Here is a 19,859-nt window from a genome sequence, read left to right as displayed (position 1 = left end):
GGGCCGAGACGCAGCCCGGGGGCCGGGGCGCAGCCCGGGGGCCGGGGCGCAGCCCGGGGGCCGAGACGCAGCCCGGGGGCCGAGACGCAGCCCGGGGGCCGAGACGCAGCCCGGGGGCCGAGACGCAGCCCGGGGGCCGAGACGCAGCCCGGGGGCCGGGGCGCAGCCCGGGGGCCGAGACGCAGCCCGGGGGCCGAGACGCAGCCCGGGGGCCGGGGCGCAGCCCGGGAGGCCGAGACGCAGGCCGGGGGCCGGGGCGCAGCCCGGGAGGCCGAGACGCAGGCCGGGGGCCGGGGCGCAGCCCGGGAGGCCGAGACGCAGTCCGCGGGGCCGGGCCAGGGCGCAGCCCGGGGGTCCGGGGCGGAGCTCCGGGGAACGGTGGAAGGGCGGGTAGGGGACCACCTCACTGGGGCCCCTCCCAGCAGTAGCTCGGGAGAGGCAACCATCGACCCCGGAGAACGGCCCCAACCACCCCGCCCGTGGCCCGAAGAGCACGGCAACCAGCTGGCGCCCCGGGACGGGGAAACCCCCGCGGGGCCGAGACGCAGGCCCGGGGGCCAGGACGCAGTCCGCGGGTCCGGGGCGCAGACCAGCGGTCCGGGACGGGGCGGGCCCGGGGGTCCGGGGCGGAGCTCCGGGGAACGGTGGAAGGGCGGGTTGGGGGCACCTTCCGGCGGGAGCTGGGGGAGGGAGCAGCCCCGCCGGGGGAGGCAACGGCTCGCACCCGAGCAGTCGGCCCGTGGACCGGAGGGGCGGTTGTCAGCCAGCGCCCGGGACGGGCGGGGCGCTGCGCGGTCCGGGGCAGAGGGACCGGGGAGGGCCGGCGCCGAGGCCCGGGGCCTTACCGCGGGCGACCCGCACCGGCCCGGGGCCTTACCGCTGGCGACCCGCACCGGGGCGGGGCCGTACCGCCGGAGACCCGCACCGGCCCGGGGCCTTACCGCGGGCGGCCCGTACCGGGGCTGAGAGGCGGTGCCCGGCAGGGGAGTGGTGGGCGGCCCCACCGGGAGGTCAGGGGCGGCGCGACCGCCACACCAGGTACGCCGCAGAAGCCACGGCCGCGGCCCGGACGACCCACCAGCGCAGGTCGGTGAAGGCCTCTCCCACCCCGTCGGGGCCCAGCGGCGCACCCCACCGCTCCGTGCTGCGGCCCCAGATCCAGACCACGGCGCCCGCGAGCACCAGGCCGGGCAGCCCCAGCACCACCCACTTCCGCTCCGTGAGCGTCATGGTCCGCGACCCGTACGCCAGCAGCCAGCCCACCGCGAGCACGATCCAGTACCCGCTGACCGCCCCCGCCACCAGCACGGCCGCGGCCAGCAGCAGGAAGGCGTGCGGCTTGACCCGGGCCGGAGCGGCGGCGGCGCCTGCGGCCGGCGCGGGCTCCGCCGTCGGCTCCGGCGCACCGCCGGCCGCCTTGGCCTCGCGCCGCTCGCGGAGGGCGCGTACGACCGTCCGCACCCGTCCCACCGGCTTCCGCGGCACCGCCGGACCGGCCTCCGGTCCGGCGGGCGGCTCCTCGTCCTCCTCGCCCACCGGCCGCTTCAGCAGTTCCGGGATCTCGATGCCCCCCGCGAAGCCCTCGACCTGCGTGCCCGGCCCGAAGGGCGCCGGCTCGACCCGCCACCAGTCGGGCTCGCCGCCGGAGTCGCCGAGTTCGTCGAGGCCGGCCAGGTGCGGCGGCGCCGGGGCGGTGGCGGAACGGGGCGGCGGCACCTCGGCCTCCCGGGCCGACTCCCGCGCCGCCTTGCCGAACCGCCGCGGCCCCCGCTGTCCCGGCACCGCCGGGGCCGGCTCCGGTTCCGGGGGCGCGGGCGGCACCGCCGGGCCGCCTTCCGCGACCGACTCCAGGACCTGCTCCGGGCTCCCGAGCCGCTCCAGGATCCGCCGCACCGACGCCGGGGTCTCCTGCTCGTACCGGGCGCGCTGGCGGTCGATCTCGTTCCGCAGCGTCGAGACCAGGCGCATCCGGTCGCCGGACGGCAGCTGCCGGCGCTGGGCCAGGTCACCGACCCGGCTCAGGTAGTCGTAGACCAGCTGGTCGCTCTCGATCCCCACGCGCGTCCCCTCCCGCCCCTCTCGCCTGAAGCGAAGGTAGCGCGTGGGCCGGACACTCGGCGGGATCTCGCGCAGGGGCTAACGTTGGCCGGATGGACCAGGAGGCGAACGTGTCCGACACCCCGCACAGCCCGCACCCCACCGCCGGCCCGGCGGCCGGCTCCGAGCCGCGTTCGGCGACGGGACCCTCCACCGCGTCGCAGACCGCCTCCGACACCTCCCCCGACACCTCCTCGGGCCCTGTCTCGGCCGACACCTCCGGCCACGACGCCTCCGGAACGGGAACCGGCACCGGCACCCCCGCCGCCAGCGCCGAGGACGCGGGCAATTCCGCCGGCCCCGGCGCCACCTCCACCGCCCCCCGCTCCCTGGCCGAGGCCCTCCGGGCGCAGGACGACGCGGCGCTCGGCGCGCTGTTGCGGGCACGGCCCGACCTGCTCAGCCCGGTGCCGAGCGACCTCACGCAGCTCGCCACCCGCGCCGGCACCCGCGCCTCCGTCGTGCGGGCACTCGAACGCCTCGACCGCTTCGCCCTCCAGACCGCCGAGGCCCTCGCGGTGGCGCCGGACCCGTGCCCCTACGAGGTGCTGGAACGCCTGATGACCGGCGAGGGCTCGGAGCCGTACGAGCCCTCCGGCGCGGGCGCCCCCGCAGTCACCCCGGCCGACGTACGGGCGGCCCTGCCCCACGCCGTGGCCCGGTTGCGCGCGCAGGCCCTGATCTGGGGCGACGACACCCGGCTGCGCCTGGTCCGCACCGCCCGCGAGCTCCTCGCCCCGGCCGCCTCCCGTCCCTCCCCCACCGGTCTGGGCCCGACCGTCGCCGAGGCCACCGCCGGTATGTCGCCCGGCCGGGTGCAGGAGATCGTGGCCGCCGCCGGACTGCCGGCCACCCACGACCCGGTGTCCGCGGTGACCGCCCTCACCGGCCTGTTCACCGACCGGCAGCGGATGGCCGCCTTGCTCGAAGGCGCCCCCGCCGAGGCGCACCAGGTGCTGGCCCGGCTGGTCTGGGGACCGCCCTACGGCGAGGTCACCCCGAACCCCGCCCCGCCCGTGCGCTGGCTGCGCGACCGCGGGCTGCTGCTGCCGACGTCGGCGCGCACCGTCGTACTGCCCCGCGAGGTCGCCCTGCACCTGCGCGACGGGCGGGCGCACCGGACGCCCGATCCCGTGGCGCCGCCCGTGGATGCGGTGAAGACGCACCGTCCACAGCTTGTGGACGGGAACGCGGCGGGCCAGGCGCTCGCCGCCGTCGCCACCGTCGAGGAGCTGCTGACCTCCTGGGAACACGGCGGCCCACTGGTGCTCCGCGCGGGCGGTCTCGCCGTACGCGACCTGAAGCGCGCCGCGGCCACCCTCGACGTGCCCGAGACGACGGCCGCCTTCTGGATCGAACTCGCCTACGCCGCGGGGCTGCTGGCCAGCGACGGCGAGGCCGACGAGCGGTACGCGCCCACGCCCGCGTACGACGAGTGGCTCGACCTCCCGGCCCACGACCGGTGGGCGGCCCTGGCGGTGGCGTGGCTGCCGGCCACCCGCGTGCCGGGGCTGGTCGGCGAACAGGACGCCAAGGCGCGGACCCTGTCCGCCATGGGCCCGGACCTGGACCGCTCCGCCGCGCCCGAGGTGCGCCGCCGCGTGCTCGAACTCCTCGGCACGCTCCCCGAGGGCGGCGCACCCGACCCCGAGGCGCTGCTCGCGCGGCTGGACTGGGAGCGGCCGGTCCGCAGCGGCACGAGCGACCTGCGGGCCCGGCTGGCCCGGTGGGCGCTGGCCGAGGCGGAGCTGCTGGGCGTCACGGGCCGGGGCGCCCTGGCGACGCAGGCCCGCCCGCTGCTGACGGCGCCGCCCGCGCACGGCTTCGGGCACGGCCACGGCCACGCGGGCCAGGGCACGGCACCGGGGGCGGGTGCGGGCACCGGCACGGACTCCGCCCTGGAGGGGAAGGCGCTCCGGCAGGCCGTCGGGGCGCTCCTCGCTCCGCTGCTGCCGGCGCCCGTGGACCACGTACTCCTCCAGGCCGACCTGACCGCCGTGGCGCCCGGGCCGCTGGAACGTCACCTCGCCGACACCCTGTCCGTACTGGCGGACGTCGAGTCGAAGGGCGGCGCGACGGTCTACCGCTTCACCCCGGCCTCCGTGCGCCGCGCGCTGGACGCCGGACGCGCCGCCTCCGACCTGCACGCCTTCCTCGCCGAGCACAGCCGCACCCCGGTGCCGCAGCCGCTGGCCTACCTGATCGACGACGTGGCGCGCCGCCACGGGCACCTGCGGGTGGGCGCGGCCTCCTCGTACGTGCGCTGCGACGACGACGCGATGCTCGGCGAGATCCTGGCCGACAAGCGCTCCCAGGGGCTCGGGCTGCGGCGGCTGGCGCCGACCGTGCTGGCCGCGCAGGCCGACCCGACCACCCTGCTGGAGGGGCTGCGCGCGATGGGTTTCGCGCCGGCCGCCGAATCCGCCACCGGCGACGTGCTGGTGGCCCGGGCCGACGCCCACCGCACCCCGCCGCGCACCGCCCCGGTGCCGGTGCCCGAGGGCCCGCCGGTGCCGGACGCGACGCTGCTGGGCGCGGCGGTACGGGCCATCCGCGCCGGCGACCTGGCGGCGACGGCGGTCCGCAAGGAGCCGGCCCCCACCGCGGCGGCCGCCCCGGGCGAACTCCCCCGCACCAGCCCCGCGGAGACCCTCGCCACCGTCCAGGCCGCCGCCCTCACCGGCACCGCGGTCTGGATCGGCTACGTCAACGCGGAGGGCGCCGCCTCGCAGCGCGTGATCGCCCCCGTCCGCGTCGAGGGCGGCTTCGTCACCGGCTACGACCACACCGCCGACGAGGTCCGCACGTACCCCCTCCACCGCATCACGGGCGTGGCCGAACTGGCAGAGGACCACATCTGACCGGACGGACCACGCGGGGCTCCGGCGGTGCCGCCCCCGGAAAACCGGTGGCCGGCGGGGGGCCCGGCGACGCAGGGTGGCTGCATGGAGCAACAGCAGAACCGTCGGATACGGGCCCTCCACGGGGAGCGGACCGTGACGGTGTATCAGGCGTACGGGGCGCACATCGGGGGGCCCGCGGTGCGGGACGGGCGGTTTCCAAAGGCCTGGAAGCGCGACCGGATGACGTGGATCAAGCCCAGCTTCCTGTGGATGATGTACCGCTGCGGCTGGGGCACCAAGGCCGACCAGGAGACCGTGCTCGCCGTCGAGATCGCCCGCGAGGGCTTCGACCGGGCGCTGCGCGGGGCCTGCCTCTCGCACTACGAGCCCGACGTGCACCCCGACCGCGAGGCGTGGCGGCGGCAGTTGCAGGCGACCGAGGCGCGGGTGCAGTGGGACCCCGAGCGGGACCTGCGGCTGAACGCCCTCCCCCACCGGTCGCTCCAGCTGGGCCTCTCGGGCAGCCTGTCCCGCGCGTACGCCGACGAGTGGACGGTCTCCATCCGCGACGTCACCCCGCTGGCCCGGCAGATCCACGCCCTCGTGCGCGCCGGCGACGACACCGCGGCCCGAGCCCTCCTCCCCGAGGAGCGCCCCTACCCGGTCCCCGAGGGCGGCCTGGCCCACATCCACGGTTAGGAGACCGGCATGGCGGGCGCGATCTGGCTGCTCCTGGTGTTCACCCCCTTCCTCGGCGGCGTCGCCTGGCTGGGGTTCGCGAAGGCGTGGAGCGCGTGGCGCCTGGAGAACGGGGGCAGGGCAGCGGAGGCGGAAGTCGTCTCCGTGACGACGCGGAAGGACGGCGCCGGCGACGTGCGCCACCACCCGGTCGTCGTCTTCACCGCCGAGGACGGCCGCAGGGTCGAGCGGGAGGCCCCGCACGGCACGCACCACCCCCGCTTCGCCAGGGGCGACTTCACCGTCGTCGTGCACGACCCGCGCAGGCCGGACCGCTTCCGGCTCGAAGGCGACCCCGACCCGGCCGGTGCCGGCTGGTCCCTGCTGAGCCTCCTCTGCCTGGCGACGGTCGTCTTCCTCTGGACCGAACTCCTCTGACACCCCCTGACGCCCCGGCGACCGCCGCACCCCCGCCCGGCGGCCCCGTACGGCACACTGGAGGTTTGGCCCCGCGCAGCCGATGCCGGGCCGCCACTCCACCGTGAAGGGAACAGCGTGAACGGGCCCCTCATCGTCCAGAGCGACAAGACGCTCCTCCTCGAGGTCGACCACGAGCTCGCCGACGCGTGCCGCCGCGCCATCGCGCCGTTCGCCGAGTTGGAGCGCGCTCCGGAACACATCCACACCTACCGGCTGACGCCGCTCGGGCTGTGGAACGCCCGCGCCGCCGGGCACGACGCCGAGCAGGTGGTCGACGCGCTCGTCGAGTTCTCCCGCTACCCGGTGCCGCACGCGCTGCTCGTCGACGTCGCCGAGACCATGGCCCGCTACGGCCGGCTGACCCTGTCCAAGCACCCGACGCACGGACTGGTGCTGACCAGCACCGACCGGCCGGTGCTGGAGGAGATCCTGCGGTCCAAGCGGATCACCCCGCTGGTGGGCCAGCGGATCGACCCGGACACCGTCGCCGTCCACCCCTCCGAGCGCGGGCAGATCAAGCAGACCCTGCTGAAGCTCGGCTGGCCGGCCGAGGACCTGGCCGGTTACGTCGACGGCGAGGCGCACCCCATCGACCTCCGCGAGGACGGCTGGTCGCTGCGCCCGTACCAGCGCCAGGCCGTGGACGGCTTCTGGCACGGCGGCTCCGGTGTCGTGGTGCTGCCCTGCGGCGCCGGCAAGACCCTGGTCGGCGCGGGCGCGATGGCCGAGGCCAAGGCCACCACGCTGATCCTGGTGACGAACACCGTCTCCGCCCGCCAGTGGAAGCACGAGCTGGTCAAGCGCACCTCGCTGACCGAGGAGGAGATCGGCGAGTACAGCGGTACGCGCAAGGAGATCCGGCCCGTCACCATCGCGACCTACCAGGTGCTGACGACCAAGCGGAAGGGCGTCTACCCGCACCTGGAGCTCTTCGACTCCCGCGACTGGGGCCTGATCGTCTACGACGAGGTGCACCTGCTGCCCGCGCCGGTCTTCAAGTTCACCGCCGACCTGCAGGCGCGCCGGCGGCTGGGGCTGACGGCGACCCTGGTCCGCGAGGACGGGCGGGAGTCCGACGTCTTCTCCCTGATCGGGCCCAAGCGGTTCGACGCGCCGTGGAAGGAGATCGAGGCGCAGGGCTACATCGCCCCGGCCGACTGTGTCGAGGTACGGGTCAACCTCACCGAGAGCGAGCGGCTGGCGTACGCGACGGCCGAGACGGAGGAGAAGTACCGCTTCTGTGCGACCACCGCGACCAAGCGGAAGGTGACCGAGGCGCTGGTGGCCCGGCACCGGGGCGAGCAGACGCTGGTCATCGGGCAGTACATCGACCAGCTCGACGAGCTGGGCGAGCACCTGGACGCGCCCGTGATCAAGGGCGAGACCTCGAACGCCCAGCGGGAGAAGCTGTTCGACGCCTTCCGCGAGGGAGAGATCAACGTCCTGGTGGTGTCGAAGGTCGCGAACTTCTCGATCGACCTGCCGGAGGCGACCGTCGCCATCCAGGTGTCGGGCACGTTCGGCTCGCGTCAGGAGGAGGCCCAGCGGCTGGGCCGGGTGCTGCGGCCGAAGGCGGACGGCCACGAGGCGCGCTTCTACTCGGTGGTGGCGCGGGACACGATCGACCAGGACTTCGCGGCGCACCGGCAGCGCTTCCTGGCCGAGCAGGGCTACGCCTACCGGATCATGGACGCCGACGAGCTGCTGGCCGGCGAGCCCGAGTAGGGCGTGACGCGGGAGCCTGTGCCTGTGCGGGCTCCCTGGTACGGCAAGGCGTCCGGGTCCCCCGAGGACCCCGGGCGCTCGGTCAGCGACGTATAACTCCGGCGTCCTCGGCGTACTCGCCGAGGAGGACCACGCTGACTGCGGTCGCCGCGAAGACCCGCGCGGCGCGGAAGAGGCCGCCGCCGCGGAGGCGGGCGGAGGTGTCGGAGGGGGTGGCGGCCGCACTGCTGTGGCGGCCGCCCTGGACCGGGTTGAAGGTTGCGGTGCTCATGGATCCATGGTCCTTTTTCCGCCCTCCCCGCACATCGCTCTGCGGAGCCATCCTCCGAGGCCCCCGCGTCATACTCCCGGGGCATCCCCTCCCCCCAGAGATCTACCGAAGGTCCCATCCGGGCCCGTAGGGAGCGCAGGCACGGAGCCCGGAAGAAGCAGGCACCGGGCCCGGACGGAGCAGCCGGGCCGGCCCGGCTCCCCGGTCCGGCTCCCCGGTCCGGCTCCCCGGTCCGGCTCCCCGGCCCGTCCCCGGCCCGCCCCGGCCCGTAATCCGTTCGCGCCCCGAGGAACCGCGGACTACAATCGCCCGTCTTGCCGCCTCCCGCCGCGCCACGGGGAGTGCTGCCGACCGGACGGAAACCGGCCGGCCACGCTTCACTGAACCTTGAGGAATCCATAGCTGGAGGCAGTACCGTGCCCGCGCACGCCCCCGATCCCGCGTCCCCGCATGCCGATGCGCACCCGCTCGGCCTCCCCCGCGACACCCCGGCCGACAACCCCCTCGACCGCGAGCGCGCCCACCTGGCCTCCTCCCGCTCCGCGCTCCGCGCGATGCGCGAGGAAGTCGAGTCCCTCGACATCCGCGACGTCACCGCGAACTGGGTCAACGCCCTGATCCTCACCGCGCAGATCGAGGACCGCATCAAGGCCCTCGCCGACCTCGCCGACACCCCCCTCTTCTTCGGCCGCCTCGACTACCTCCACGCCCCCGGCGCGGAGCTGGCGGAGGGCGCCGGCGGGGAGCGCTTCTACATCGGCCGGCGCCACGTCCACGACGCCGAGGGCGACCCGATGGTGATCGACTGGCGCGCGCCCGTCTCGCAGCCCTTCTACCGGGCGTCGAAGAAGGACCCTCAGGACATCGCGCTGCGCCGCCGGTTCGGCTACACCGGCGGCGACCTCACCGCCTACGAGGACGAGCACCTCTCCGACCCCACGGAGTCCGCGGCCGTCGGCAAGCTGCTCCAGCAGGAGATCGAGCGCCCCCGCGTGGGCCCCATGCGCGACATCGTCGCCACGATCCAGCCGGAACAGGACGAAATTGTCCGATCCGGACTTTCCGGCAGCGTCTGCGTCCAGGGCGGCCCCGGCACCGGGAAGACCGCCGTCGGCCTGCACCGGGTCGCGTACCTGCTGTACGCCCACCGCGAGCGGCTGGCCCGCACCGGCACGCTGGTCATCGGCCCGAACCGCTCCTTCCTCCACTACATCGAGCAGGTGCTGCCGGCCCTGGGCGAGCTGGAGGTCAAGCAGGCGACCGTCGACGATCTGGTGGCCCGCCCGGGCGTCGAGGTGCGCGGCACGGACTCCGCGGAGGCCGCGGTGGTCAAGGGCGACGCCCGCATGGCGGACGTGCTGCGGCGCGCCGTGCGCGCGCACGTCACGCTGCCGGAGGAAGCGCTGATGGTGGTGCGCGGTTCGCGCCGGTGGCGCGTGCCGTCGTACGAACTCCAGGAGATCGTGGAGGAGTTGCGCGCCCGCGACATCCGGTACGGGGCGGCCCGCGACGCCCTGCCGCAGCGCATCGCCCACGCCGTGCTGGTGCGCATGGAGCAGGCGGGCGAGGCGCCCGACGACCGGGTGCAGGACGCGGTGGCCCGCAACGCGGCCGTGAAGGCGGCGGTGAAGGAGATCTGGCCGGCGGTGGACCCGGCGAAGCTGGTCCTGCGGCTGCTGTCCGACCCCGAGTACCTGGCCGAGCACGCGGAGGGGCTGCTGTCGGAGGAGGAGCGGAAGCGGATCCTGTGGGCGAAGCCGTACCGCAGCGTGCGGTCGGCGAAGTGGTCGGCGGCCGACGCGGTGCTGATCGACGAGGCGGCGGACCTGGTCGAGCGGACGCCGTCCCTCGGGCACGTCGTGCTCGACGAGGCGCAGGACCTGTCCCCGATGCAGTACCGGGCCGTGGGCCGGCGTTGCACGACCGGGTCCGCGACGGTCCTCGGCGACCTGGCGCAGGGCACCACGCCGTGGGCCACGCGCAGTTGGGACGAGGCGCTGGCGCACCTGGGCAAGCCGGGTGCGGTGCTGGAGGAGCTGACGGCGGGCTTCCGCGTGCCGCGCGAGGTGATCGCGTACGCGTCCCGGCTGCTGCCGTCGATCTCGCCGGGGCTGGCGCCGGTGTCGTCGGTCCGTGAGACGCCGGGCTCCCTCGCGGTGACGGAGGTGGCGCCGGACGAGCTGACGGCTGCGGTGGTCGAGGCCTGCCGGGCCTCCCTCGCGCACGAGGGCTCGATCGGTCTGATCGCCGCCGACGCGCGGATCCCGGTGCTGGCGGAGGCGCTGGCCGGGGCCGGTATGCCGTACCTGTCGCCCGGCGAGGAGACCACGGCCGAGTCCCGGCTGACGCTGGTGCCGGCTTCGCTGGCCAAGGGTCTGGAGTACGACTACGTGGTGCTGGACGAGCCGCAGGCCGTGGTGGACGGCGAGGCGGACGAGCGGACCGGGTTGCGCCGGCTGTACGTGTGCCTCACGCGTGCGGTGTCCGGCCTGACGGCCTTGCACGGGGCGCCGCTGCCGGCTGCGCTGCGCTGAGCGGGGTGCGGGTGCCGGTGCCGGTACCCGTGCCGGTGCCCGTGCCCGTGCCGGGTGCGGGCCGTTGGCGGGTGCCCGTGCCCGTGCCGGGTGCGGACCGTTGGCGGGTGCCCGTGCCCGTGCCCTGCGGGGCCGGCCCCTCCCCCGGCTACCGCTGGGAGGTGCCCCCGACCCGCCCTTCCTCCGTTCCCCGGGGCTCCGCCCCGGACCCCGTAGGCCGGACCCCGTCGGCCGGGCTTCGCGGGCCGGGCCCCGTGGGACCGGGCCCCGTGGGACCGGGCCCCGTGGGACCGGGCCCCGTCGACCCGACCCCGTCGGCCGGGCTTCGTCCGCCGGACCCCGTCGACCCGACCCCGTCGGCCGGGCTTCGTCCGCCGGACCCCGTCGGCCCGACCCCGTCGGCCGGGCTTCGCGGGCCGGGCCCCGTGGGACCGGGCCCCCGTGGGACCGGGCCCCGTCGACCCGACCCCGTCGGCCCGACCCCGTCGGCCGGGCTTCGCGGGCCGGGCCCCGTGGGACCGGGCCCCCGTGGGACCGGGCCCCGTCGACCCGACCCCGTCGGCCGGGCTTCGCGGGCCGGACCCCGTGGGCCGGACCCCGTGGGGCCGCACCGCGTCGGCCGGGCCCGGTCTGCCCGGACCTCGTCGACCCGGACCCCGTCGACCCGGACCCCGTCGACCCGGACCCCGTCGGCCGGGCCCCGCAGGCCCGGACCCCACGGCCAGATCCCGGCTGCCGGACCCCGTGGGCCTGGAGGTCGGGCCTCCGGTCCAGGGGGCCGGGGTGGGGGCGGTGCCGGGGTGTCCCGGCCGCCGCGGGATCGGGTGCCGCTACGACAGGGCCTCGCGCCAGTCCTCCACCGCGGCTGCCGAGACCGGGAACGACCAGCCGTTCGGACGGGCCGCGCCCCCGATGTGGAAGGCGTCCACGCCGGCCGCACGCAGGGCCGGGAGGTGGTCGAGCCGCAGGCCGCCGCCGACCAGGATCTGCGCCTCGTACCCCGGCTCACCGCGACGGGCGGCCTCCGCCAGCAGCACCGGCAGGCCCGCGTCCACGCCCTCGGCCGCGCCGGCCGTCAGGTAGGTGTCGAGGCCGGGCAGGCCCGCCAGCTCCTTGCGGAGCTGGTCGCGGTCGGCGGCGCGGTCGATCGCCCGGTGGAAGGTCCACCGGCAGCCCTCCAGCTCCGCGGCCAGCCGCTCCACGGTGACCAGGTCGGGGGTGCCGTCGGGGTTCAGGAAGCCCAGCACGAACTCCTCCGCGCCCTCGGCGCGCAGGGCCCGCGCGGAGGCCACCAGGGCGTCGACGTCACCCGCGGCGAACCCGTCGGCGGCCCTCAGCATCACGCGCAGCGGGATGTCCACGGCGGCCCGGATCGCCGCGAACGTCTCCCTTGGCGGGGTCAGGCCGTCGGCCGCCATGTCGGTGACGAGCTCCAGACGGTCCGCTCCACCTGCCTGGGCCGCGACCGCGTCCTCGGCGTTGAGGGCGATCACCTCCAGGACCGCACGGTTGCTCATAAGGCCTCATTCCTTCGGGATGCTGCTGGTATGGGGAAGTTTGCCGAACAGGTCTAGTCCAATATCAGGGTACGCACCTCCGGGCGCGGTCCACCAGCACCTTCACACTCCCGGCCCCGGCCGCCGCCCACCACAATGAGCGCATGCCGACCGATACCGCGCAGCTCGAAGCCCGCTGGCACGCCACCGTCGAGGCCGCCCGGGGCTCCACCCCTCCGGATGCCCCGGACCCCGCCCCCTACGCGGCCCGGCTGCTGGCCGCCTGGGCGGAGCCGCAGCGGCGGTACCACACCACCGAGCACCTCGCGGCGGTGCTGGACCGGATCGACGTACTGGCGGAGCACGCCGGGGACCCGGCCGCCGTACGCCTGGCCGCCTGGTTCCACGACGCCGTCTACCGCCCGGACCGGTCCGAGAACGAGGAGCGCAGCGCCGCCCTCGCCGAGCGCGCCCTGCCCGAGCTGGGGCTCGCGCCCGCGCTGACCGCCGAGGTGGCCCGGCTGGTGCGGCTCACCGTCACCCACGACCCCGCCCCCGGCGACCGCGACGGCGAGGTGCTCTGCGACGCGGACCTGGCGGTGCTGGCGGGCACCCCGGAGGACTACGCCGCCTACGCGGCCGCCGTACGGGAGGAGTACGGCTTCGTCCCCGACGAGGCCTTCCGGGAGGGCCGGGCCGCGGTGCTGCGGCAGCTCCTCGCCCTCCCCCGGCTCTTCCGCACCCCGTACGGCACGGAGCACTGGGAGGCCACGGCCCGCCGGAACCTGGCCACGGAGCTGCGGCTCCTGACCGCCTGAACCGCCTGACCGCCTCCGACTGGGGGTGGGGGAAGGGGACGAGAGGCCGAGTGCCCGGCCCGGGCGGGCCGGGTGGCCCGCCGCCGAGGGCCCCAGGGCCCCGGCACCGGCGGTTTCCGGTCCGGCGGGAATGCGCCGGTGTTCCGGGCAGTTGATCCATTTCATGCCCGCAGCCGCAGTACGTCCCCGTATGCCCGTGGCCGTCTACATCCTCGGCCTGTCCGTCTTCGCACTCGGCACGAGCGAGTTCATGCTCTCCGGCCTGCTGCCGCCCATCGCGAAGGACATGGGCGTGTCGATCCCGCAGGCGGGCCTGCTCATATCCGCCTTCGCCATCGGCATGGTGATCGGCGCCCCGCTGCTCGCCGTCGCCACCCTCCGGCTGCCCCGGCGCACCACCCTGATCTCCCTGATCAGCCTCTTCGGTCTCGGCCAGGTCGCGGGCGCGCTGGCTCCCACGTACGAGCTGCTCTTCGTCTCCCGGGTGGTCTCCGCCCTCGCCTGCGCCGGCTTCTGGGCGGTCGGCGCGGCCGTCGCCATCGCGATGGTCCCGGTCGACGCCCGCGCCCGCGCCATGGCCGTGATGATCGGCGGCCTGTCCATCGCCAACGTCCTCGGCGTCCCCGCCGGCGCATTCCTCGGCGAGCACCTCGGCTGGCGCTCCGCCTTCTGGGCCGTGGCGGCCGCCTCCGCGGTCGCCCTGGCGGGCATCCTGGCGCTGGTCCCCCGCATCCCGCTGCCCGAGCGGCGCCCGTCCCTCGCGCGGGAGCTGCGGATCTACCGCGACCGGCAGGTCTGGCTCTCCGTGGCCGTCACCGCGCTCGCCGCGGGCGGCGTGTTCTGCGCCTTCAGCTACCTCGCGCCCCTGCTCACCGACGTGGCGGGGCTGGACTCCGGCGCCGTGCCGACCGTGCTGGCCCTCTTCGGCATCGGCGCCCTGGTCGGCACGGCCATCGGCGGGCGGGTGGCCGACGCGCACCTCTTCGGGGTGCTGCTGACCGGCATCACCGCCTCCACCCTCTTCCTGGTGGCGCTGGCCCTCTTCGCGTCCTCGCCGGCCGCGGCGGTCACGCTGTCGTTCCTGATCGGCGTGTCCGCGTTCTACACCGCGCCCGCGCTGAACGCCCGGATGTTCAACGTCGCCGGCGCCGCCCCCACCCTGGCCGGGGCCACGACCACCGCCGCCTTCAACCTCGGCAACACCGGGGGCCCCTGGCTCGGCGGCACGGTCATCGACGGCGGCCTCGGCTTCTCCTCCACCGCGTGGGCGGGAGCCGCGATGACGGTGGTGGCGCTGGCGCTCGCCTGGCTGTCCCTCCGCCTGTCGTCCCGTACCCGGGTGGTCGCGGGCTCCGCCGGCAGGCCCGCCGCCGCGCAGGCCGACGTACTGACCCACTGACCCACTGACGCCACCGCCACCGCCACCGCCACCGCCGACGCCACGCAGCGACGGCCGTCCCGGGGGGCGTACGGGCGGCCCGTGCCCGGCCTATGCCCGCGCCCACCGCCTACGCCCGCGCCCCGCCGCCTACGCCCGCGCCCGCCCCTTCGGCCGCCGCAGACCGGCCTCGGTGATCCGGCGGACCAGTTCCTTGCTGCCGATCTCCACCGCGCCCGCCGCCACCGCGTCGGCGTACCGCTCCGACGGCACGTCGTAGTGGTCCCCGTCGAAGGCGCGCGCCGGGCAGCCGATGGACGCCGCGAAGGCGTGCAGTTCCTCGTGCGACACGTCACTGACCATGTGCGACCACATCCGCCCGTGGCCCGGCCAGGTCGGCGGGTCGATGTAGACCGTCACCGGCCGAACACCCCGCCCAGCCGGCCCACCGAGGCCACCGTCACACCGGCCTTCCCGCACACCCAGTGCGGGTCGGGGCCCAACTCGGGCTCCACGTCGAGCGCGTGCGGATCGCCCGCGGAGCACACCGGGCAGAGCGGCCAGCGCCCGTACTTCTCCAGGAGCGAGTCCTGGACGTCCTGGGCTACCAGGCCCGGCAGGTAGCCGATCCCCTCCGGCCACTGCTCCACCCACCAGCGGCGGTGCGAGACGGAGTCCTCGACCAGCGAGACGACGTCCGCCTCGGCGACGTCCAGGGCGACGAGATCGGCGAGGACGAGGGCGCGGGCAGCGTGCAGCGCCTGTTCCAGGGGGGTCGCGTGAGCCATGTCGCCATTGTGAACCCAACGGACGCAAGTGGCGAAGGCCCCCTTTCCGGCGGAGGACGTCAGCGAAACGCGGTGCCTTATGGCGGATTGACGCCCGGATCGCGCTGAAAATACCTTTCAAGGGTGAGCCGGAAGCCGAAGGAAACTTTCAGCGAGGCCCCGACCCCCGCCGCCCTGCGCGCGCGGATCAGCACCCTCGCCGCCTCCACGACCCCCTCGATGCGGGCCGTGGCGGACGCGGTCGCCGCCGATCCGGCCGGCTGCGCGCAGCTCACCGTCGGCGGACTGGCGGCGCGTACGGGGACCAGCGAGGCCACCGTCGTCCGCACCGCCCGGCTGCTCGGCTATCCCGGCTACCGCGACCTGCGCCTCGCGCTCGCGGGACTCGCCGCGCAGCAGGCGGGCGGCACCGCGCCGGCCGTCACGGCCGACATAGCCGTGGACGACTCCCTCGACGACGTGGTCGCCAAGCTCGCCCACAAGGAGCGGCAGATCCTGGCCGACACCGCCGCCGGCCTCGACACCGCGCAGCTCGCGGGCGCGGTCGCCGCGCTGGCGGAGGCCCGCCGCGTCGACCTGTACGGCGTGGGCGCCTCCTCGCTGGTCGCCCAGGACCTCGCGCAGAAGCTGCTCCGTATCGGACTGGTCGCCCACGCGCACGCCGACCCGCACCTCGCGATCACCAACGCCGTACAGCTCCGTCCGGGTGACGCGGCCGTCGCGGTCACGCACTCCGGCTCGACCGGGGACGTGATCGAACCGCTGCGGCACGCCTTCGAGCGGGGCGCGACGACGGTGGCGATCACCGGCCGCCCCGACGGTCCGGTCACGCGCTACGCCGACCTGGTGCTGGCCACCCCGCCCCCGCGGCAGAGCGGGTTCCGGCCCGCGGCCATGTCCAGCAGGACCAGCCAGCTGCTGGTGGTGGACTGCCTGTTCGTGGGGGTGGCGCAGCGTACGTACGAGACGGCGGCACCGGCCCTGGCGGCCTCGTACGAGGCCCTGGCGCCCCGGCACCGGGCCGCCGCACGCCCGAGGAGCCGCCCCGCACCCGAGGACTGACGACCGACCGACCCGCCCCCTCACCCAGGAGTCACCCCCATGACCGCGTACGCGGAGCTCCGCGCCCAGCTCGAAACGCTCACCACCGAGGCCTTCCGCCCCGAACTCGCCGAGATCGACCGGCAGTCCACCCTCGACATCGCCCGCACCATGAACGCCGAGGACGCCACCGTCCCGGCCGCCGTCGCCGCCCGGCTGCCGCAGATCGCGGCCGCCATCGACGCCACCGCCGAGCGGATGGCCCGGGGCGGGCGGCTGGTCTACGCGGGCGCGGGCACCGCCGGGCGGATGGGGGTGCTCGACGCGAGCGAGTGCCCGCCGACCTTCAACACCGACCCCGCGCAGGTGGTCGGCCTGATCGCGGGCGGCCCGACGGCGATGGTCACGGCCGTGGAGGGGGCCGAGGACTCCAAGGAGCTGGCTGCGGCGGACCTGGCGGCCCTGGACCTCTCCGAGCGGGACACCGTGGTCGGCATCTCCGCGTCCGGGCGCACCCCCTACGCCATCGGCGCCGTCGAGTACGCCCGCACCCGCGGCGCGCTCACGATCGGCCTGTCGTGCAACGCGGACAGCGCGCTCGCGGCGGCCGCCGAGCACGGCATCGAGGTCGTGGTCGGACCCGAACTCCTCACGGGCTCCACCCGCCTGAAGGCCGGCACCGCGCAGAAGCTGGTCCTGAACATGCTGTCGACGGTCACGATGATCCGGCTCGGCAAGACGTACGGGAACCTGATGGTCGACGTACGCGCCTCCAACGAGAAGCTGCGGGCCCGCTCCCGGCGCATCGTCGCGCTCGCCACGGGTGCGCCGGACGAGGAGATCGAGGCCGCCCTGACCGCCACGGGCGGCGAGGTCAAGCACGCGATCCTGACCATCCTCGGCGGCGTCGACGCGCCCACCGCCGCACGGCTGCTCGACGCGTCCGGCGGCCACCTGCGCGAGGCGCTCGCGGCGTCCCGCTGACGGGCCCCGCCCGCGTACGCCTGTCCCACCCCGCGTACGCCTGCCCGACACCCCCAGAGCAAGGCATCCCCCCACAGCAAGGCACCCCACCGCATGGACAAGAACCGCGCCACCGCCGCCGCGATCCTCCCCCTCGTCGGCGGCCCCGCCAACGTCACCTCCGTCGCCCACTGCATGACCCGGCTCCGGCTGGGCCTGCGCGACCGCGCGCTCGTCGACCACGAGGCCCTGAAGGCGCTGCCGGCCGTGCTGGGCGTCGTCGAGGACGACACGTACCAGATCGTGCTGGGGCCCGGGACGGTCGCCCGCGTCACGCCCGAGTTCGATGCGCTGGTGGCGGAGGCGGCACCGAGTCCACCCCCCACCCCGGCCGCGGAGGAACTGGCCACCCGGGGCGCCGAGCTGAAGGCGGCCCAGAAGGCCCGCAACGCCACCCCGTTCAAGCTCTTCCTGCGCCGGATCGCGAACATCTTCGTGCCGCTGATCCCCGCCCTCATCGGCTGCGGCATCATCGCCGGGCTCAACGGCCTGCTGAGCAACCTCGGCTGGGCCCCGGCGATCGTGCCCGCCCTGGCCGCCATCGCCTCCGGCTTCATGTCGCTGATCGCGGTGTTCGTCGGCTACAACACGGCCAAGGAGTTCGGCGGTACGGCGATCCTGGGCGGCGCGGTGGCCGCGATCATCGTCTTCCCCGGCGTCGCGAAGATCACCGCCTTCGGCCTGCACCTCTCGCCCGGCCAGGGCGGCGTGCTGGGCGCGCTGGCCGCGGCCCTGCTGGCGGTGTACGTCGAGAAGTGGTGCCGGCGCCGGATGCCCGAGTCCCTCGACGTACTCCTCACCCCCACCCTCACCGTGCTGATCTCCGGCCTGGTCACGATCTTCGGCCTGATGTTCGTCGCGGGCGAGGTCTCGCAGGCCATCGGGACCTTCGCCAACCGGCTGCTGGCCTCGGGCGGCGCGCTCGCCGGCCTGATCCTCGGCGGCCTGTTCCTCCCGCTGGTGATGCTGGGCCTGCACCAGGCTCTGATCCCGATCCACACCACCCTGATCGAGCAGCAGGGCCACACCGTCCTGCTCCCCATCCTGGCCATGGCGGGCGCGGGCCAGGTCGGCGCCGCGATGGCGGTGTACCTCCGGCTGCCGCACAACGGCTCGATCCGCGCCACGATCAAGTCGGCCCTGCCCGCGGGCTTCCTGGGCGTCGGCGAGCCGCTGATCTACGGCGTCTCGCTCCCCCTGGGCCGCCCCTTCGTCACGGCCTGCGTGGGCGGCGCGGCGGGCGGCGCCTTCGTGGGCCTGCTCAACCAGCTCGGCCACTCCTTCGGCTCCACCGCCATCGGCCCCTCGGGCTGGGCCCTCTTCCCCCTCCTGGACGGCTCGGGCCCCCTGGTCACCACCCTCGCGATCTACGCGGCGGGCCTGCTGACCGGCTACGCGGTGGGCTTCCTGGCCACGTACTTCTTCGGCTTCACGGACGAGATGCTGACCGACCTGAACACGCCCCCGGACCCGTCGGCCAACGCCACGCCCGGCCCGACGCCGGACAAGACCCCGACCCCGGTCTGACGCGGGGACGCGGCCGGGGCTCAGTGGGGGAAGGCAGCGGTGTCGATGCTCAGCCCGAACGGCTCGGGCAGCACCAGCGGCTTGCCGAAGGCGATCCGCTCGATGTGCGTGTACGCACCGTTCTCCGGCTCGGCGAAGAGCGTGGCCGTCGGGCCGTGCTCGTCGAAGCGGTCGACGAGGAGGTAGAGGGGGACCGGCGCGTGTGCGTAGGCCCAGAGCTTCTTGGTCCGGTCGTCCCGGGCGTTCCCCTTGGAAGTCACCTCGGCGACCAGCAGAGCCTCCGCCGCGTCAACGGGGTCCGTCTTCGCCGGGTCCGACTCGTCGACCAGCGACGAAGGCATGACCACCAGGTCCGGCACGTAGACCTTGTCCAGCGGAACGACCTGGATGCCCAGGGTCTGATAGATCTCCCAGTCTTCGGGCAGCACCCGGTACAGGGCGCGCTGGATCTTCGCCACGATGGCGTTGTGGTGTGCGTGAGGCGGTGGAACCAACCTGATCTGCCCCTCGTCGATCTCGGCGCGCCAACCGTCGGGCACATCCAGCTCCCGCCAGGTCTGCAGCAGGTAGTCCCACCAGCGGCCGGCGCCTGTCTGGCCGCCGTCGACCATCGCAGCGGTCATCGGGGGTCCCTCCTCCTGTGGCCTGGTGCGGCGAGCGTAGATCGAGGTCGGGGCGGCCGCGGCCGCCTTCGACCAGCGTCCCACGATCGTGTGAGCGGCGCGACGACCCCGGCGCGCGGGGTCAGCCAGCGGACGGGACGTGGCGGGAGACCAGGGCGCGGAGGTCCGACTCCGTCAGGGGGGCCGTGGCCGTCTCCACGACCTGGCCCGCGCGCAGCAGGACCACGGTCGGGGCGCCCGTGACCCCGTAGCGCTTCGTCGTCGCCGGGCAGCGGACGAGGTCCGTGCGGACCACCGTGAGGCGTCCGGCGTACTCGGCGGCCAGGTCCCGCACCACCGGGTCGAGCTCCTTGCAGCCCGCCGACCACACCCCCCAGAAGTACGCCAGCACCGGCCCGTCGACGTGCGCCAGCACGAAGTCGAACTGCGCGTCCTCCAGGGCCTGGTGCACCCCGACCGCCATCTGCTCCTCGCTCTCCCCGGGGGCGTTCCCGTACGCCCGGACGCAGGCCATTCTCCCGGCCCGGGGGATCCGAC

General features: G+C 75.5%; 17 protein-coding genes. 10 read left to right on the top strand and 7 right to left on the bottom strand.

Annotation, left to right across the window (positions count from 1 at the left end; translation table 11 throughout):
• Positions 1–1,011: 1,011 nt before the first annotated feature.
• Positions 1,012–2,058, bottom strand: a complete 1,047-nt coding sequence (locus ACIF6F_RS00775; protein WP_399939260.1) for a hypothetical protein — start codon at positions 2,056–2,058, stop codon at positions 1,012–1,014.
• Between the two features lie 92 nt (positions 2,059–2,150).
• On the opposite strand from ACIF6F_RS00775, the gene ACIF6F_RS00770 reads away from it, so the two are divergent.
• The 4 genes from ACIF6F_RS00770 to ACIF6F_RS00755 all read left to right on the top strand — a co-directional run bounded on the left by ACIF6F_RS00770 (position 2,151) and on the right by ACIF6F_RS00755 (position 7,823).
• Entirely contained in the window at positions 2,151–4,958 is a 2,808-nt protein-coding gene (locus ACIF6F_RS00770) for a helicase-associated domain-containing protein (protein ID WP_399939257.1), read from the top strand.
• Between the two features lie 84 nt (positions 4,959–5,042).
• Positions 5,043–5,639, top strand: coding sequence for a DUF4291 domain-containing protein (locus tag ACIF6F_RS00765; protein ID WP_399939255.1), 597 nt, complete (start codon positions 5,043–5,045; stop codon positions 5,637–5,639).
• 9 nt (positions 5,640–5,648) lie between these two features.
• Positions 5,649–6,056 (top strand): DUF3592 domain-containing protein, encoded by a 408-nt coding sequence (locus tag ACIF6F_RS00760; RefSeq protein WP_399939253.1) that lies wholly within the window; start codon positions 5,649–5,651, stop codon positions 6,054–6,056.
• A gap of 117 nt (positions 6,057–6,173) precedes the next feature.
• On the top strand, positions 6,174–7,823 hold the full coding sequence (locus tag ACIF6F_RS00755) for a DNA repair helicase XPB (protein WP_399939250.1): 1,650 nt from the start codon (positions 6,174–6,176) through the stop codon (positions 7,821–7,823).
• A gap of 82 nt (positions 7,824–7,905) precedes the next feature.
• On the opposite strand, the gene ACIF6F_RS00750 is transcribed toward ACIF6F_RS00755, so the two are convergent.
• Entirely contained in the window at positions 7,906–8,094 is a 189-nt protein-coding gene (locus ACIF6F_RS00750; protein WP_399939249.1) for a hypothetical protein, read from the bottom strand.
• Positions 8,095–8,510: 416 nt separating this feature from the next.
• Between ACIF6F_RS00750 and ACIF6F_RS00745 the strand changes: the two genes are divergently transcribed.
• Positions 8,511–10,628, top strand: coding sequence for a HelD family protein (locus tag ACIF6F_RS00745; RefSeq protein ID WP_399939246.1), 2,118 nt, complete (start codon positions 8,511–8,513; stop codon positions 10,626–10,628).
• Between the two features lie 830 nt (positions 10,629–11,458).
• Here the strand turns inward: ACIF6F_RS00745 and ACIF6F_RS00740 are convergent.
• Positions 11,459–12,145 (bottom strand): copper homeostasis protein CutC, encoded by a 687-nt coding sequence (locus ACIF6F_RS00740; protein WP_399939243.1) that lies wholly within the window; start codon positions 12,143–12,145, stop codon positions 11,459–11,461.
• A 143-nt stretch (positions 12,146–12,288) separates the two neighbouring features.
• On the opposite strand from ACIF6F_RS00740, the gene ACIF6F_RS00735 reads away from it, so the two are divergent.
• Positions 12,289–12,942, top strand: a complete 654-nt coding sequence (locus tag ACIF6F_RS00735; protein ID WP_399939241.1) for a hypothetical protein — start codon at positions 12,289–12,291, stop codon at positions 12,940–12,942.
• A 190-nt stretch (positions 12,943–13,132) separates the two neighbouring features.
• Positions 13,133–14,341: a Cmx/CmrA family chloramphenicol efflux MFS transporter gene (locus tag ACIF6F_RS00730; protein ID WP_399940489.1), complete on the top strand. Its 1,209-nt coding sequence runs from the start codon at positions 13,133–13,135 to the stop codon at positions 14,339–14,341.
• Between the two features lie 129 nt (positions 14,342–14,470).
• Here the strand turns inward: ACIF6F_RS00730 and ACIF6F_RS00725 are convergent, their stop codons facing one another.
• Both ACIF6F_RS00725 and ACIF6F_RS00720 read right to left on the bottom strand, forming a co-directional pair.
• Complete coding sequence (locus ACIF6F_RS00725; RefSeq protein WP_399939238.1) at positions 14,471–14,740, bottom strand: DUF4031 domain-containing protein; 270 nt, start codon at positions 14,738–14,740, stop codon at positions 14,471–14,473.
• Positions 14,737–15,108, bottom strand: coding sequence for a hypothetical protein (locus ACIF6F_RS00720; protein WP_399939236.1), 372 nt, complete (start codon positions 15,106–15,108; stop codon positions 14,737–14,739). Before ACIF6F_RS00720 ends, ACIF6F_RS00725 begins: the two co-directional genes overlap by 4 nt.
• A gap of 123 nt (positions 15,109–15,231) precedes the next feature.
• Here ACIF6F_RS00720 and ACIF6F_RS00715 point away from each other — a divergent pair, with 123 nt between their 5' ends.
• From ACIF6F_RS00715 to ACIF6F_RS00705, 3 genes are all read left to right on the top strand, one after another.
• Positions 15,232–16,170: a MurR/RpiR family transcriptional regulator gene (locus tag ACIF6F_RS00715; protein WP_399939233.1), complete on the top strand. Its 939-nt coding sequence runs from the start codon at positions 15,232–15,234 to the stop codon at positions 16,168–16,170.
• Positions 16,171–16,209: 39 nt separating this feature from the next.
• Positions 16,210–17,133, top strand: a complete 924-nt coding sequence (gene murQ, locus ACIF6F_RS00710; protein ID WP_399939230.1) for an N-acetylmuramic acid 6-phosphate etherase — start codon at positions 16,210–16,212, stop codon at positions 17,131–17,133.
• A gap of 93 nt (positions 17,134–17,226) precedes the next feature.
• On the top strand, positions 17,227–18,699 hold the full coding sequence (locus ACIF6F_RS00705; RefSeq protein WP_399939227.1) for a PTS transporter subunit EIIC: 1,473 nt from the start codon (positions 17,227–17,229) through the stop codon (positions 18,697–18,699).
• Between the two features lie 20 nt (positions 18,700–18,719).
• Here the strand turns inward: ACIF6F_RS00705 and ACIF6F_RS00700 are convergent, their stop codons facing one another.
• Positions 18,720–19,322, bottom strand: a complete 603-nt coding sequence (locus ACIF6F_RS00700; RefSeq protein WP_399939224.1) for a Uma2 family endonuclease — start codon at positions 19,320–19,322, stop codon at positions 18,720–18,722.
• A 121-nt stretch (positions 19,323–19,443) separates the two neighbouring features.
• Complete coding sequence (locus ACIF6F_RS00695) at positions 19,444–19,836, bottom strand: thioredoxin family protein (protein ID WP_399939221.1); 393 nt, start codon at positions 19,834–19,836, stop codon at positions 19,444–19,446.
• Between the last annotated feature and the right edge of the window lie 23 nt (positions 19,837–19,859).

It is taken from the genome of Streptomyces sp. NPDC086023 (genome assembly GCF_044540325.1).
Taxonomy (GTDB): domain Bacteria; phylum Actinomycetota; class Actinomycetes; order Streptomycetales; family Streptomycetaceae; genus Streptomyces.
The sequence above is the reverse complement of the archived record's forward strand: the minus strand, read 5'-3'. Positions and strand labels throughout refer to the sequence as shown.